A 16049-nucleotide genomic window follows, 5' to 3' on the forward strand; every position below is an offset into this window, starting at 1 on the left:
CGAGCCGCCGAAGGCACCGCCGCCGCTGCGCGCGCCCCGAGCGTGCCGTGACGCCGCCGCCACCGCCTCCCCCGGCTCCGCCGCCGATCGCAACCCAGGCGCCGCCGGCCGCACCCGCGGCATCGAACGCCGATGCCAATCTCGCCGAGATGGCGCAGCGGCTCGAGGCGGCCCTGCGCCGCCCGACCGGTGCCGGCGAGACCGTCGCGCCGCCGGTTGCGCCCGAGGCGCCGCCGGTCCGCGCGCCGCGCAGCGAACCGTCAGCCCCGCCCGCCGGCGGACAGAAGAGCGGGTTCGAGAACCTCGAGGACGAGATGGCATCGCTGCTCGGCCGACCGAAGAATCCTTCGTGAGGTTCGGGGCCGTCCCGCGTAGAGTTTTTTTCATCGCTGTCCTGATCGCCGCCGGATCCTTCGCCGATCCGGCGATGGCGCAGGACATCTCCATCAATCTCGGCGGCGGCAATGGCGGCGTGACCGAGCGCGCGATCCAGCTGATCGCGCTGCTCACGGTGCTGTCGATCGCGCCGTCGATCCTGGTCATGATGACGTCGTTCACGCGCATCGTGGTCGTGCTCTCGCTGCTGCGCACCGCGCTCGGCACCGCAACGGCGCCGCCGAACTCGGTGATGATCGCGCTCGCGATGTTCCTCACCGCCTTCGTGATGGGCCCGGTGCTGCAGAAATCCTATGACGACGGCATCAAGCCGCTGGTCGCCAACCAGATCGGCGTCGAGGAGGCGTTGCAGCGCGCCTCGGTGCCGTTGCGCGGTTTCATGCAGAAGAACGTCCGCGAGAAGGATTTGAAGTTGTTCATGGACCTCTCCGGCGAGCCGCCGCCGGCGACGCCCGAGGAGATGTCGCTGCGCATCCTGGTGCCGGCCTTCATGATCTCCGAGCTGAAGCGCGCCTTCGAGATCGGCTTCCTGCTGTTTCTGCCATTCCTGATCATCGACCTCGTGGTCGCTTCCGTCCTGATGTCGATGGGCATGATGATGCTGCCGCCGGTCGTGGTGTCGCTGCCGTTCAAGCTGATCTTCTTCGTCCTGGTCGACGGCTGGGCGCTGGTCGCCGGCAGCCTGGTGCAGAGTTACGGGGGGTAGCCCCGCGTAACATTCATGGCCTGTCGGCTGGATCGGCGGTGCCGTTGCACTATCATGCGCGGCACCGCATCCAGGGAGCCGCGCCGTGCAGCAGCCATTCGACCGCGCCGCAGAAGACCTCGGTAACGCCATCCATCTCGAGCACGTCAACGTGCAGGTGCCCGACCAGCGCCTCGCCACGCTGTTCTACGTCGCCGGCGTCGGGCTGACCCGCGATCCCTATCTGATGGTGTCCGACAGCAACATGTGGGTGAATGCCGGCCGCAGCCAGTTTCATCTGCCGAGCGGCCGGCCGCAGGTGCTGCGCGGCCACACGGGAATCGTGATCGCTGGAAGGCAAGCCCTGCTCGCGAGGCTCGCCGCGGTCGCCCCCAAGCTCGAAGGCACCGCGTTCAGCTATCGCGAGCACAACGATCACGTCGAGGCCATCTGCCCGTGGGGCAACCGCCTGCGCTGCTTTGAACCGGACGCCGAACGGTTCGGACGGATCGCGCTCGGCATGCCCTATGTCGAATTCGACGTGCCGCGCGGCACTGCTGAAGCGATCAGCCGGTTCTATCCCGAGATCATGGGCATCCCCGCCAGCGTCGCGAACGGCAACGGAGCTGTCGCACGGGCGAAGGTCGGCAAGGACCAGTATCTGCAATTCCGCGAGACCGACCAGGCGCAAGGCGAGTTCGACGGCCATCACGTCCAGATCTACATCACGGACTTCTCGGGCCCCTACAAGCGGCTGCGCGAACGCAATCTGGTCTCGCGCGAGGACAATCAGTACCAGTACCGCTTCTGCGACATCGTCGATCCCGCCAATGGACGGCATCTGTTCACCGTCGAGCACGAGGTGCGCAGCGCCACCCATCCGATGTATCTGCGCCCGCTGGTCAACCGTAATCCTGATCAGACCAACCGCACCTTCGCCAACGGCTACGACCAGGCGCCGTGGGCGATGGGGCCGGACCAGTACGACGGTTGAGCGCCCGCATCTCCGCGTCACGCCATCACTGCAAATTCCAGCAACGAGACGACATGCTTCCCTCCCAGCGCCACCTGTTCGAGATCCCACGCGAGGTCTGCTACCTGAACTCGGCGTCCTACAGCCCGTTGCCGCTCAAGACGCTGGACGCCGGCCGCATGGCAGTCGGGCGCAAGGGCCAGCCCTGGCGGATCGAAGCCGATTTTGCCGCTCGCCAGCATGAACGTGCCCGCAGCGCGGCGGCCCGCCTGATCAATGCCGATCCGAATGACGTCGCACTGATCCCCGCGATCAGCTATGGCGTCGCGACTGTGGCGAAGGCGCTGACCGTTCCGCGCGGCACCCGCGTCGTCGTGCTGGAGAACGATCACTCGTCGCCGGTGCTGGAATGGCACGCCCGCGCCGAGACGCACGGGTTCGTCGTCGACACCGTGCGGCAACCTACCGACGGCGACTGGACATCGGCGGTGCTCGCAACGGTCGAGCGCCCGGGCGCGCCGCCGGTCGGCCTTGCCTCGATCTCCTCGGTGCACTGGTCGGACGGCGGCATGATCGACGTCGATCGAGTGCAAGCCGTGCTGCGCCGACAGGGGGCGATGTTCGTCATCGACGCGACGCAGAGCGCCGGTGTCGTGGCGATGGACGTGACGAAGCTCGATCCGGATGCGGTGATCTTCCCGACCTACAAATGGCTGATCGGCCCCTACGGCCGCGCCTTCCTCTATATCGCAAAACGCCACCAGAACGGCGTGCCGCTGGAGCAGACCTCCGCCGGCCGTCGCAACGTCAACTCCGAGAACCCGGTTTATTTCGGCGATCTCGCCTATGTCGACAATGCCCGCCGCTACGACATGGGCGAGCGCGATCATTTCATCACGCTGGAAATGGCCTCGATCGGCATGGAGATGATGGCCGAATGGGGCGCCGCCGCCGTCAGCGAGCGGCTCGCGATGCTGACGCAGCGGATCGCCGAGGGCGTCCGTGATCTCGGGCTCGACGTGCCGGCGCAGGGCGTGCGCGCGCCGCACATCCTGAGCCTTGGAATCGCCGGCGGCATCCCGAAGGAGCTGATCGCGCGGCTTGCCGCCGAGAACATCCACGTCGCGCTGCGGTTGGGGCGGATGCGGATCTCGCCGCACGTCTTCAACGACGAGGCCGATCTCGACCGCCTCGTCGCCGCATTGAGCAAGGCGCTGCGTGGCTAGCTGAACTCGCGCCCTCGCGCGACGACGCTGAACAATTCAATCGCGAGCGCTGCGGCCACGCCGGCCGCGCCGATCAGGAACAGCAGCGCATAGTCGCCGCCGCTCTGCGCGAACAGATAAGACAGGCCGTAGGCGGCCGCCGCCTGGAACAGCGCGAACGTCGTGGTGGCCTGCGCCCAAGCCGAGCGCTGGCTCGCGGCGGAATGCGGGATCAGTTCGTGGATGCGGCCGATCACCAGCGGCACGATCCCGGGTGTGAAGCCGCCGACGATGAGGCTCGACACGATCATCGCAGCAGGCGCGTTCGTGACCGCGGGCATCGCGACCGCGACCGCCTCGATCAGGAACGCCGCGCGCAGCGCCGCCGCGAAGCCGGCGCGATCGGCGAGATGTCCCGTCAGCAGCGGGCCGACCACGGCGCCGATGCCATACAGCACCCAGTAGTACGATCCTGCCGCGATCCCCTGCCCGAGACCACGGGCGACGAAATCGACCAGGAACACCATGTGCGGCACCAGCGCCAGCGCATTGAGGCCGTATTCCACGCACAGCGCGATCACCAGCGGCGAGCGCACGCCGTGCGCCGCGATGTGCGCCTCGGCTGCACCATGCGCGGCAGGCGCCTCGGCAGGCCACGCCTTCCAGCTGATCAAGGTCAACACCGCGGACAGCACGCCGAGGCCGTACCAGGCCTGCTTGACGCCCTGTTGCAGCAGCAGCGGCACCAGCGTGCCAGAGGCTGCGACGCCGAGGCCAACGCCGGCGAAGATCACGCCACCGATCAGGCCGCGCTTGCTTGGCGCGGTGTGCGGCAGGATCGCGGTCGCCGCCAGCACCATGATCACGCCGCCGCTGATCCCGGCGAGGAAGCGGAATCCGAAGAACCAGATGAACGAGATCGGCACCGCGCAGGCGAAGCAGGTGACGGCGGCCAGCAGCATCATGCCGCGCAGCGCCCACACCGAGCCGATCCGCGCGCCGAGGTCACGCGCGATCAGCGCGCCGGCGAGGTAGCCGGCCAGGTTGGCGGCGCCGAGATAGACCGCTTCCGCCGGCGTGAACCACTTCGCCGCGATCAATGCAGGGATCAGCGGCGTGTAGGCGAAGCGCGCCAGTCCAAGCCCGACCAGCGAGGCACAAAGCCCTGCGGCGGCTGACAGCCACAGCGGCCCACCCGCATCGCGATGCGGCCCGGCACGATGGCGCCGATCATGATCGACATTGGCTGACATGGACATCGCAGTAGGCCCTCCGGCCGTTCGTGAAAAATGATTAGTTGCGATCGCAGCAATCGCTCGCAGCGATCACTGCTCACCTCTCCCGATCGGAGAGGTGCAGGGCTCTTCTGGTGAAGGCCGTCAGCGGCAAGAAGCTGCAGCTGCAAGCTTCCTGCGATATTCCAGCGCGGGAAGGCCGCCCCAGCCCCAATTGTCGGTGTCGACTTCCTCGATGACGACGAAGGTCGATTCCAGGGGCTTGCCGAGCACGTCGCGCAGCAACTCGCTGGCGCCCTTGATCAGAGCGGCCTTCTCCGCCGGCGTGGTGGACGACGCACCGGGCGTCGTCCCCTCACGCGTGACCTGGATGGTGACGATAGGCATGACTGTCTCCCGATCGCTTCAGTGCCCGGCGCTCTGGCCGCCGTCGACATGCAAGATCTCGCCGGTGACGAAGCCCGCGTTCTCCAGGAACAGCACCGCGTCGACGATGTCCTTCGCCTCGCCCATCCGGCCGACCGGATGTTGCCTGGCGAGGAAGTCGAGCGTCGCAGGCGGGTGCATCGGCGTCTTGATCACGCCGGGCGAGACCGCATTCACGCGGATGCCCTTGGCGGCGTATTCAATGGCAAGCGACTTGGTCGCGGCATTCAGGCCGCCCTTGGTCAGCGACGCGAGCACCGAGGGCACGTTGCTGTTGGCATGATCGACCAGGCTGGTCGTGATCTGCACGATGTGTCCCGATCCCTGCTTCTCCATCTCCCTGGCGACACGGCGGGTGATGTAGAAGAAGCCGTTGAGGTTGGTCGCGAGCACCGCGGCGTAGTCCTGGTCGGTGTAATCGGTGAACGGCTTGGCGACGAAGATGCCGGCATTGTTGACCAGCGTGTCGATCCGGCCGAAATGCCCAAGCGCCTGCTTGACGATGCGCTCGGCAACCTCGGGATCGCCGATGTCACCCGGCACGGCCAGAACATCGAGGTCCGACGACGGCTTGATGTTGCGGGAGTTAGCGACGACGCGCCAGTTGCGGTTGCGATAACCCTTCAGGATCGCCTCGCCGAGGCCCTGCGACGCACCGGTGATGATGGCAACCTTCTGCTCTGCACCCATGATTCCTCTCCATCCGTTGCTGAAGCGACGCAGCGCCGCTTCGATGGAGAGGAACCTAGATACATCCGCATTCCGCGCGAATGGCCGCTATTCGGCAGACACTCTTCCGCGGCGCGAACGAATGAGCACGGCCCGGGGAAAGAAAGTAAGAGACGGCTCCATCGTGCTTGGCTTCATCGGGTCTTGGCTCATCGGGTCTTGGCGCCGGCCTTGCTGGCCTCGCGCGACAACCGCTCGAAATAGCGCTTCAGCTTTGGCGCCGCGAAGTCGACGAAGGCGCGCACCTTCGGCACGTCGAAGCGGCCCTGCGGCGCCAAGAAATGCACCGGCAGCGGCGGATGCTCGTCCTTGGCAAGCAGGATCCGCAGCCGCCCGTCACGGATCTCCTCGGCGATGTGGTACGAGAACAACCGCGTGACGCCGTACCCCTCGCTGGCCGACGCAACCGCTGCCCGCACCGTGTTGACGACCAGCCGTGGCGTGAACTGGACCGCACGCGCGATCTTCGACTTCGCGGCCGGCGGAAAGCTCCAGGAGTCGAGACCAAAATGCGTCATCGCGATGATCTGGTGCTTCGCCAGATCGGCCGGCTCGCCGATCAGGGGATGCCCCGCGAGATAGCCCGGCGACGCCGCGACCACGCGGCGCACCTCGCCGAGCTTGATGGCGACGAAATTGGAATCGGAGAGATGCGCGATGCGGAGCGCAACGTCGAAGCCTTCGTCGATCAGATTGACGGTGCGATCGAGCATCACGAGCCGCACCGTCACCGCCGGATGGTCCGCCATGAAGGCGTCGAGCACCGGCCGCAGCACGTCCTCGCCCACGACGATCGGCGCGGTGATGGTCAGCGTGCCGCGCGGCGCGGCCCGTTCGCCGCCGGCCGAGATGTCGGCTTCCTCGAGCTCGCTGAGGATACGTCGGCACGCCGCCGCATAGCGCTGGCCGGTATCGCTCAGCTTCAGCGACCGCGTGGTGCGATGAAGCAGCTCGGCGCCGACGTGATGCTCGAGGAACGCAATCGCCCGGCTGACCGCCGCCGGCGATCGCCGCAGCTTGCGGCCCGCACCGGCAAGGCTGCCCTCGTCGACCGCCGCGACGAAGACCTTCATGGCGTCGATGCGGTCCATCGGTCCCCCCGCTTCGCCGCCGCCGCTAACCCTTTACATCGTATTGCTTGCTGAGGTGGTCGCCGATCTGCACCAGCATCGCGACGCATTCGGGATAGCCGGGCCTCGCCACCGTCGCCTCGTTGGCGCTGGCGCGGAATTCCCAGCTGTCGCCGTCGCGCAGCACGGAAATGTCGATGCCGTCGGGGCAGTCGGCATGCACCTTCAGCTCGGCCCGCGCCATCGCGATGAGTTCGGCTTCGGTCTTGATCGGCTTGCTCATGTGACGACGTCCTCCCGGCTGGCAATATCAGCCATGGTTGCCGAATTGGCAGCAGGATGTCGAGAGCGCGAACGCGATCACGACCTCTTGCAATTGACAAATCGCACCTCCCCGGCGAACATTCGGCCGGGTCGATACCACCTGCCGCTTGCACCCCGCCCGGGGACGGTGAATGTATCAAGCCGGTTTCAGGCTTCCTTTGCCCGCACGAACGGGTCAGCAACGCACGCCCCTGACGCTTTCCGTTCGTCGATGCAGAGGACCAATCCATGCGCGACTTCCGTGATGCCAAGGCCATGGCGCAGACGCTGCGCGAAACGCTCGGCGCCAAATCGATCCCCCTCACCCACAGCGACAGCCTGGAGCTGATCGCCAGGCTGTTCGGTCAGCGCGACTGGAACACGCTGGCGGCGCGGATACAGGCTGCCGGGCCGCCAAGCATGTCGGCCCAGGCCGCCGCAGACCCCGCTGCGGAATCACCGCCGATCGCGGCGCGGCAGGAGATCGCCGTCGATCCAGCCGCGCTCGATCATTATTCCGGGTTCTACCAGCTCAATGACCGCGCCGTGTTCACGGTGACGCCCGATGGACATCATCTGATGATGCAGCTCACAGGACAGCGCGCGGTGCGGTTCTTTGCCGAGAGCCCAACCGAATTCTTCGCCAAGATCGTCGATGCGCAAGTCAGCTTCGTCGTCGGACCGGACGGACGGGCCACCTCGCTGGTTCTGCATCAGAACGGCAGCGATATTCCTATGGCGCGCATCGACGCCGCAACGGCAACGAAGATCGCCGATCAGACGGCGGAGCGCGTCAAGCACCAGTCAGCCAGCCCTGGAACCGAAGCTGCGCTTCATCGCCTGATCGATGGGATCGCATCGGGGAAGCCCGATTACAACGCGATGAGCCCGGCGCTGGCGGCGGCCACCCGCAAGCAAATGCAGTGGCTCCAGCCTCTCGCGGACCTCGGCAACATCCAGTCGATCCGCTTTCTCGGTGTCGGCGAACAGGGCGAAGACGTCTACAGCGTCAGGCAGGACAACGGAGCCACGCACTGGCGTATTGCGCTCGACGACAAGGGGATCATTTCCTCGGCGTGGGTGACGCCTGGACCGTAGCAGCCTGCGCTGCTACTGACCCGCGCTGGCGCGGCGCTCGCCCTTGATCGCCGGCAGCGCGCTCACCGGCGCAGCCTTCGGCATGTCGGGCACCGATCCGGTCGACACCGGATCGGGCAGCGGCGCGCGGGCGGTGGCGTCGGGGAAGCGGGTCTTCATCTCGCGGATGAAGCCGTCGAGCGTGTCGACGCTGGCGGCCATCCGCGCGATCTGGGCGAACTCCGCGCTCGAGGTCGCGACCGGCTTGCTGGCCGCGTCGAACGCGAGCTTGTCGGCATCGCCGGACATCAGCGGCGCGTATTTTTCGCGGAACCGGGACAGCCCGATGGCGTCCTCGGCGAGCGCGTAGCCGACCACGGCGCGGATGACGTCGGCCTTCTCGCTGGGATTGAGCGGGGTGAAATCGCGCCAGCGGTCGCCGTAATAGAGCTCGATCTGCTCGGACGCCTCGCGCCAGTGCCGCGACGCCCAGTAGATGTCGGAGCGCAGCCGGATCGCCTCGCGCCCGGTGATGTTCGAGATGATGTCGAGCGCGAGGTCGTGCCGCCCGACGTCGCTCTGCGCGCGCGCTTCGAGCAGCAGCCGCTGCTGGCGCAGTTCGCCGGAGAGGTCCGCGATCCGGGTCGAGCGCAGCGCGCCGATGGCGCGATCAGGCTTGCGGTTCATCAGATAGACCATCGCAAGCCGCGCGGCGACCTGGGCGCGCGCCGCGCCTTCCAGCCGCTTGTCGACCTGGTATTGCAGGAGGTCGGCGGCCTGGTCGAGCAGATCGACACCGACGAGGCGGTCGGCGAGACGGCGGATCATCTCGTCGCCGCGGCGGCCGATCGGCGTCAGTTCGCGATATTCGTAGAAGGTGCCGAGCGCATCGATCGGCGCCATCTCGTCGCCCTTGGGGCCGAGATAGAGCTGCACGAACAGTGCCGAGGCGGCATCCTGCGCCTGGCGCGATTCCGGCGCGTTCGGCTGCAGCCGGGTCGCGGCACGCGTCACCGCGAAGGCGTCGGCATAGCGCGCGGTCTCGGCATAGATCTTCGACAGCACATAGAGCGTCTTCAATTCGATATTGTCGCCGCGCCACAGCATCGACAACAGCTCGAGCTCCTTCAGCACATCGTCGCGGCCGATCTCGCCGCGTTTCTGCTTGAGCAGGGTCTCGAGCAGCATGCCTTCGGCAGCGGCCTGGCGATCGGCCGAATTGGCGGCGAAGCGGTAGGCGTCGAGCGCATCCTTCTCCTGGCCGAGGGCTTCGGCGAGCCGGCCGCGCAGCACCGCAACCGCGGGCTTGAGCGCATCGGGAACGCCGACCACATCAAGATCGCTCTTGCGCCGCGCGCGCCGGCATAGTCCTTGACCTCGAGCGAGGCCTTCATCGAATCCATCGTGACGATGCGCTGCAGGTCGGGCGGCAGCGTCGCGACCGAGAACTCGGCGTTCTTGAATTTTTCGCGCGCCTCGGCCCATTTGCCTTCGCGGGCAAAGGCCAGCCCCTTCCACAATTGGGAATCGTAGCCGTTGCCGATCACGGGATTGGCGAGATCCTTCAGACCGCGTTCGGGGTGGCCGATCAGGATGCTGGCGACCGCGTGCACCATCACCACCGACGGTGTCTCGCTGCCGCGCTTGCTCTCGGACAGGATCAGGTTGGCGACGCCATGGGCTTCCTGGTACATGCCGCGCGCCATGTAGAACTCGGCGAGATCGAGCCGCGCCTGCGGCAGCTGCTCGGCATTGGCGGTCGAAGCCGCCGCAATCAGGCCGTCGAGCTGCTTGAGGAAATTCTCCGACTGGTTCTTGCGCCACTCGTCCGGATCGAACAGCGGCTTCACCGCCGCGGTCGCGCGCTCGGCGGCAACGTCGGCCGACGACAACGTCAGGCCGCCGGGCCGGCCCAGCATCACCTTGTCGGCGCCGACCTCGGCCTTGACGTCGTCGGCGTTCGGATGAACCACGACGCCGTGGATCGATTCCAGCAGCGAGAGCTCGACGAAATCCTGCCGCTTGATGATGCCGCGGGTCGGCGGGGGCGCGGTCACCACCCAGAGCGTATCGCCGGCATCGGGATCGACCAGTTTGTGCAACTGGCCGGGATTGGCGAGCGGCACGCTGACATTGGCGAGCGACGGCTCGCTGATGTTGCGCACCACGGTCAGCGGCAATGGCGGCTTCTGCACGCGGTCGGCAAAGGTCAGCGCCCAGCTCACGCCTTGCGAACGGTCGTCGCTTTCGAGCGACGGCATCTGCGGCCGGTTGAGGCGGAAGCGCACCGCCTGCCCCTTCTCCAGCGCGATCCGGCTGACGTCCGCGATCAGCGAGCCGCCCTTGGCGCGGATCGGATCGACATCGATCGCCTCAGGCGTGTCGAACACCATCCACACGGTGTCGGCGCGGCGGAACAGTGCCGCCGGCGTTGCTGCGGGGAACGAGAACGTCACGCGAAGCCCGTCGCTGTCGCGCTGGGCGTCGACCGAGGAGCTGGCGCCGGACTTGGCGCCGGCGCGGGCTTCGGCTGGCGATGGTGCGGCGGTGGGCTTCGGCGTCTCCATCGCCGGCGCGGCCGCGACGGCGGGAGCAGGCTTCGGCGCTTCGCTGACCGGCGGTTTGTCTTGTTCCGCCGCGGCACCGGCGCTGCCCTCGCGCGGCGCTGGCGGCGCAGCCGCATTCTCGGCGCCGGCCGCTGGTGCAGCCGCGATCTTCGGCAGTTCCGGATCGGCTAGCTCCGATCTCGGCTGTTCGGGTTTGGCGGGCGCCGTGGCCGGTTGTTCGGTCGTAGCCTGCTCGGGCTTGGCCGGCTCGGATGGTGGCGGCTCGGACCGGGTCTGCTCCGATGTCGCCTGCTCAGATTTGGCAGGCTCCGCTTTGGGTTGACCGGGCCGGATCTCGATCTTGGCCTGCCGCGCGAAGCTTTCCGATGTCACCGGCGCGATCGCCGCGCCCTTCTTGCTGCGCGGCGTCGGCAGCAACGAGCTCAGCGAGGGCTTTGCAGCCTGCTGCTGCTCGCTCTGCTGGAAAGCGACATCGACGATGTAGTTCTTCTCGTCGCGGAACGAATGCACGTCGACATCGCCGATCAGGGTCACATCGACCGCCGAGGTGTCCGTATCGGCGCGCGAACTGATCGACGCGACGTTCGGCGGAGCGGCGACCTTGGCATCGGCAAGGTCGAAGCTCAGCACCGAGTTGAAGGACAATGTCAGCTTCTGCTCGTTCAGCACCGAGGAGACGCTGACCCCGTCGGGAACCTCGAACACGAAACGGACGAAGGTGGGCTGCACCAGCGCGCGAACGCGGATCGGCGGCTTCTTCCTGGCGGCGTCGGCGGCGCGCTGGATGCGCAGCAAGCGCTCGGCGGCGCGGGCCCGCTCCGCCAGTTCGCGGATCACGTCCTGCGGCAGCGACGGCGGCGGGCCGGTCCAGCCGTCGGGCAGGAAGTCGACGAAGATGCGCTCGCCGGCGGTCATGGTGTTGACGGTGACGCGGCGCGCCAGCGACAGGCGGATCGCCGAACCGTCAGGATCGCGTCGGGCGGCGCCGACATAGTCGGGCACCGCATCCGACAGTTTCTCAACGGGGATATCGACCGGACGCTTGAAGCGGATCACGATGATCGAACCGGCGGTCGTGACCTCCGACTCGACATCCTCCTTCAGCTTCAGCACCAGCCTTGCATAGCCGTTCGCGGCCGAGAATGTCGCCTCACCCGGCACCGGGTCGTCGGCATGCGCCACGGTCGGGAATGTGAGGCTCGTCAGGGCAAGGCCGGTGGCGAGCAGGCACAGGCGCGCGGTCCGCGCCCAGGCGCGGCCTAGCGACCATGTTCCAGCGGCAGCCGTTCGCGCCATCTCGAAACGTTTTCTCGGGACCTCAGCCATACCAGCGCGAAGCGCCCTCGCCCACGCGCCCCGATCTTGGATCGGGCGACGTTAAGGAGCTGTTAACGTAAACTCATCGACCGCATTTTCGAGGGGCGGCGTATGCGCCTCGTTCCGCATTCGCTCACCTGCGGGCTTGGCTCGTGCCCTCCGCCAGCGCCGCCAACGGCGAGCGCTCGCCCTGTTGCCGAGCGGCCGATCGCGCTGATCTCAAATCCGGAATTAACTCTCGGAACGAGCCCGGGAATGCCCGGCCTTGCCCGGCCCGGAAACGCAATGATAAATTCCACTTTTGATTGCTTTAAGATTTTTCAAACCAAAGTCATGAACGAAGTCTCACGCCGGAATGCTTCTGCAGGAGATGACCCGGCGCAGGCAATCGCCTGTGCTCTCCTGATCGCGTTTGCGGTCTTGCCGTTCGTCAGTGGTAACGGCGAGGGCCCCGGGTTCGATTTTTCATGTTTCTGGGGCGCGGGCACGTTGGCGCTCGATGGCCACGCGGCCGCTGCCTATGACTGGGAGCAACTGCATCGGCAACTTCTGCTTCGGATGCCGCCGATCGATCAGCTCCGCTTTCCCTACGATCAGATTCCACTGCCATTCTTTTATCCGCCAGTGTTTCTCCTGGTCCTGGCGCCGCTTGCGTTGCTGCCGTTTCCGACCGCGTTCTGGGTCTGGAGCGCGGCAAAACTGTCTTGCTGGCTCCTTGTCATCTATGCCATCCGGCCGCGCCCTGGCGCTCTGCTGCTGGCACTCGCGACCCCGCCGGTCTTCTATGATGTGTTTCACGGCCAAACCGGCCTGCTTGCCTCGGCGCTGCTCGGCGGCATCCTGCTGACGCTGGAAAGGCGCCCGCTCCTCAGTGGCGTCCTGATCGCGTTGCTCGTCTTCAAGCCTCAATTCGGTGTGCTGCTTCCCTTCGTGTTGATCGCGACCAGGCGCTGGAACGTCATCGTCATCGCAGCCTTGGCAACGCTGGTTCTCGTGCTGCTCACCGGAGCGATCTTCGGCTGGGATACGTTCAAGGCATTCGGCGAAGGGGCAACGACTGTTTCGACGCGGCTCCAGGCTGGTGGAGGGGTCGCCTGGTACAATCTGTCGAGTGTTTATGGCCTGCTTCGGGTTGCCGGCCTTGGTTACGGGCTGGCTTGGTCGCTCCACATGGCCGTCGCGGCAGCCGCCCTGATCTGGGTGGTCACCCTATGGCGTCGCAACGTCGGCTTCGCCCTGCAGGCAGCCAGCCTGCTCGCGGCCACGCCGCTCATGTCTCCCTACTTTGTCATCTACGATCTTCCGATCCTGGCGATGGCGCTGGTCTTCCTGATGAAGGCTGACCTCGATCAGGGCTCGCTGGTCGGCAACCGGCGAGCCATCCGTATCGGTCTCGGCGTCATCGTCGTCCTGGGATACGCTTTCCCGTTCGTGCTCGTGCCGGTTGGTCCGTTCATGTGCGCAACGGTGATCGCGATCATCTGGATGAAATGCAGGCAACCTGATCTCAGGCCGGATCCGGCTTACGGCTGAACCTGCCGACACCTGGCAATCGACGGGCGGCGCGGTCAGCGCCCGTCAATTGGTCTTCGGCGCAAGCATCTTGCCTTCGATCTTGGGGAGATCGTCCGTCGATGCCGACTTGTCGCCGCCGGCGCGGCGGGCGAGTTCGACGGTGAGCCGCTCGGCAGCTTCGGGCTGCATGAGACCGAGAATGTCGGACATCTTGCGCGGCTGGATCTGCGAGGCGATCTGGTAGAGCACGTTCATTTCCAGGCGATCGAAAACCTTGGCGGCATCCTTCGGCTTCATGTTCTCGTACATGGTGACGATGCCCTTGAAGCGCGCACCTCGGCTTCCGCCTTGGCGGCGGCGTCGGCGTTCGCCTTGGCATCGTTGGCCTTGGCCTCCTCGACCTTGGCCTCGATGCGCTTCTCGGCCGCCTTCAACAGGCTCTCGCGGATCTCGACCTCGCGTGCGCGCGTCTCGAGCTCCTGGCGGCGCGATTGCAACCGTTCCAGGATCGCTCGCTCGGATGCCGACACCGGCGCCGGCGCATCCAGGTTGACCACCACGCCGTCGGGCTTCGACAGCTCCGCGGCCGGTGCGGCCGGCTTCGGTGCTTCGTCCTTCTTGTCGTCCTTCTTGGCGTCCTTGTTCTCGACCGACCCCGTGATGTCGCCGGGATCGGCCTTGCTCTTGCTGTCGAGGACCGCCTTGCCGGCGCCGGGGAAGTTGAAATTCTGCTGCGCCCAAGAGGGGCCGGCAGGCGGCGCGTCCTCGGCAAACACATAACCGCTATCGAGCACGAGGCCGGCGACCTTCAGCACCATCAGGCCGAAGATCGCGACCAGCACCACAGGCATCACTCTGATGTCACGAAGCAACTTCATGCAGCGAGGCCGCCGGCCCTCCTGCGCTCGGTGAAGGCTTCAGCCGCCGCGGCAACCGCGCGCGCGGCGGAAACCCTCGGTGCCGGCGCCACTGGCGCGGCGGGCGCAGCTGCCTGTGAAGGTGCCCGCGCGGCTCCGCCGGCCGCGCGGCCGCCGCGATCTTGGACAGGCGGCGGACCACCCCGTCACCTTCGGCGAGCTGGGTCTTCAGCAGCGCCGACATCTGCGTCGCCGCGTCGAGCTGGTTGCCCAGATTCTCATTGACGTCGCGCACCGCGTGCTTCAGCCCGCCGATCGCCCGCTCGGCGATCTCGGTTGCGGTGATCAGTTCGGCGATCGTCGCCTTCAGCGAGTGCTCGTCCGCCTTCAGCCGCTGCAGGCGCTTGTTGAGCAGCCAGCAATAGCCGATCGTCAGCATCAGCAGCACGGCCACCAGACTCTCGATCGCTAGTCCAAGCACATGACTCATGGTGCCTCCATCATCTTGGTCCGCTCGTCCGCCTTCTCGAACATCGCGAAGGTGGTTTGGGGTTTACGCAAATTCTTGGTGACGCGGATCGCGACACGGTCGCCGACGCGGCCCATGCGGCCTTCCGTCAGGGTGACGTTGCCGCAACGCACCGAGACCAGCGCGTCGGAGCGGATGTCCAGCGGCAGCGTGTCGCCGACCTTGAGCTTCATCAGCTCCTTCAGCGGGATCTCGGCCTCGTACAGCACCGCATCGACCGAAATTTCGGCCTGCGCCACCTCGGTCGCGAAATGACCTTCCCAGATCGGGTCGCGGCCGAATTTTTCGCCCATGAACATCTGCAACAGCACGTTGCGGATCGGTTCGATGGTAGCATAGGGCAGCAGCAATTCGACGTTGCCGCCGCGGTCTTCCATGTCGATGCGCAGGCGGACCAGAATCGCGGCGTTGGCCGGGCGGCTGATCGCGGCAAAGCGCGGATTGGTCTCGAGCCGGTCGATCGTGAAGGTCACCGGCGACAGCGGCCGGAACGCCTGCTCGGCATCCGACAGCACCACCTCGACCAGCCGCTTCACCAGATTGGTCTCGATCGTGGTGTAGGGCCGCCCCTCGATCTTGAGCTGGGTCTGGCCGCGGCGGCCGCCGAGCAGCACGTCGATCATCGAATAGATCAGGTTGGAATCGACCATGGCGAGGCCGAAATTCTCCCACTCCTCCGCCTTGAACACCGAGAGCACCGCCGGCAGCGGGATCGAGTTCATGTAGTCGCCGAACCGCACCGAGGTGATGCGGTCGAGCGAGACCTCGACGTTGTCGGAGGTGAAATTGCGCAAGCTCGTCGTCATCAACCGCACCAGGCGGTCGAACACGATTTCGAGCATCGGCAGACGCTCGTAGGACACCATCGCGGAATCGATGATGGCGCGGATGCCGGAATGGTCGTCGAGGCTGACGTCGCCGACGGTGAAGCCGAGGAGATTGTCGATCTCCTCCTGCGACAGCACGCGCTCGCCATTGGTGTTCTTACTGCCGAAGTCGCGGCTGCCGTCCTCGACCATGGCGGCCCATTGCAGCGCCATGTTCTCGGTGAGTTCGTTCTTGGCAGCTTCCGCCGCGGCCGCCGCGGGATCCTCGGAATCGAGCGAGGCTTCCCATTGGGCCGCAATGGCGTCCTGGTCCATCTGGTCGTTGCCGGCCATGGCCT

The 16049-nt window shown here is 66.4% G+C and carries 11 protein-coding genes and 4 pseudogenes; 6 read left to right on the forward strand and 9 right to left on the reverse strand.

The window, feature by feature from the left end:
* The 4 genes and pseudogenes from ALC15_RS33775 to ALC15_RS33790 form a co-directional block, all read left to right on the forward strand.
* A pseudogene (locus tag ALC15_RS33775) lies at positions 1–353 on the forward strand (hypothetical protein); the annotation flags it as partial.
* A complete protein-coding gene (gene fliP / locus ALC15_RS33780) occupies positions 350–1102 on the forward strand; it encodes a flagellar type III secretion system pore protein FliP (RefSeq protein WP_050631029.1) in 753 nt (250 codons plus the stop codon). The pseudogene ALC15_RS33775 and the gene fliP, both read left to right, overlap by 4 nt.
* An 85-nt stretch (positions 1103–1187) precedes the next feature.
* Entirely contained in the window at positions 1188–2075 is an 888-nt protein-coding gene (locus ALC15_RS33785) for a hypothetical protein (protein ID WP_050631030.1), read from the forward strand.
* Positions 2076–2128: 53 nt separating this feature from the next.
* Entirely contained in the window at positions 2129–3280 is a 1152-nt protein-coding gene (locus ALC15_RS33790) for an aminotransferase class V-fold PLP-dependent enzyme (RefSeq protein WP_050631031.1), read from the forward strand.
* Here the strand turns inward: ALC15_RS33790 and ALC15_RS33795 are convergent.
* From ALC15_RS33795 to ALC15_RS33815, 5 genes are all read right to left on the reverse strand, one after another.
* Complete coding sequence (locus ALC15_RS33795; protein ID WP_244486370.1) at positions 3277–4518, reverse strand: YbfB/YjiJ family MFS transporter; 1242 nt, start codon at positions 4516–4518, stop codon at positions 3277–3279. The genes ALC15_RS33790 and ALC15_RS33795 overlap by 4 nt on opposite strands.
* 120 nt (positions 4519–4638) lie before the next feature.
* The gene (locus ALC15_RS33800) at positions 4639–4881 is read right to left on the reverse strand and encodes a tautomerase family protein (RefSeq protein WP_050631033.1); all 243 of its coding nucleotides are present in this window, start codon (positions 4879–4881) and stop codon (positions 4639–4641) included.
* Positions 4882–4899: 18 nt separating this feature from the next.
* Entirely contained in the window at positions 4900–5610 is a 711-nt protein-coding gene (locus ALC15_RS33805) for an SDR family NAD(P)-dependent oxidoreductase (RefSeq protein WP_050631034.1), read from the reverse strand.
* A 188-nt stretch (positions 5611–5798) separates the two neighbouring features.
* Positions 5799–6740, reverse strand: a complete 942-nt coding sequence (locus ALC15_RS33810; RefSeq protein ID WP_050631035.1) for a LysR family transcriptional regulator — start codon at positions 6738–6740, stop codon at positions 5799–5801.
* A 25-nt stretch (positions 6741–6765) separates the two neighbouring features.
* Positions 6766–7002, reverse strand: coding sequence for a hypothetical protein (locus ALC15_RS33815; protein WP_050631036.1), 237 nt, complete (start codon positions 7000–7002; stop codon positions 6766–6768).
* A gap of 269 nt (positions 7003–7271) precedes the next feature.
* Here ALC15_RS33815 and ALC15_RS33820 point away from each other — a divergent pair, with 269 nt between their 5' ends.
* A complete protein-coding gene (locus ALC15_RS33820; protein WP_050631037.1) occupies positions 7272–8120 on the forward strand; it encodes a glyoxalase superfamily protein in 849 nt (282 codons plus the stop codon).
* A 12-nt stretch (positions 8121–8132) separates the two neighbouring features.
* Here ALC15_RS33820 and ALC15_RS33825 read toward each other — a convergent pair.
* Positions 8133–11962: pseudogene (locus ALC15_RS33825) on the reverse strand (tetratricopeptide repeat protein).
* A 276-nt stretch (positions 11963–12238) separates the two neighbouring features.
* Here ALC15_RS33825 and ALC15_RS33830 point away from each other — a divergent pair.
* A complete protein-coding gene (locus ALC15_RS33830; protein WP_244486371.1) occupies positions 12239–13516 on the forward strand; it encodes a glycosyltransferase family 87 protein in 1278 nt (425 codons plus the stop codon).
* 45 nt (positions 13517–13561) lie between these two features.
* Here the strand turns inward: ALC15_RS33830 and ALC15_RS33835 are convergent.
* From ALC15_RS33835 to fliM, 3 genes and pseudogenes are all read right to left on the reverse strand, one after another.
* Positions 13562–14376 (reverse strand): annotated as a pseudogene (locus ALC15_RS33835) (MotE family protein).
* Positions 14373–14845: pseudogene (locus ALC15_RS33840) on the reverse strand (DUF6468 domain-containing protein). Before ALC15_RS33840 ends, ALC15_RS33835 begins: the two co-directional pseudogenes overlap by 4 nt.
* Complete coding sequence (gene fliM / locus ALC15_RS33845) at positions 14842–16044, reverse strand: flagellar motor switch protein FliM (RefSeq protein ID WP_050631039.1); 1203 nt, start codon at positions 16042–16044, stop codon at positions 14842–14844. The pseudogene ALC15_RS33840 and the gene fliM overlap by 4 nt, the downstream one beginning before the upstream one ends.
* Between the last annotated feature and the right edge of the window lie 5 nt (positions 16045–16049).

This window comes from Bradyrhizobium viridifuturi (genome assembly GCF_001238275.1).
In the GTDB taxonomy this organism is placed as follows: Bacteria; Pseudomonadota; Alphaproteobacteria; order Rhizobiales; family Xanthobacteraceae; genus Bradyrhizobium; species Bradyrhizobium viridifuturi.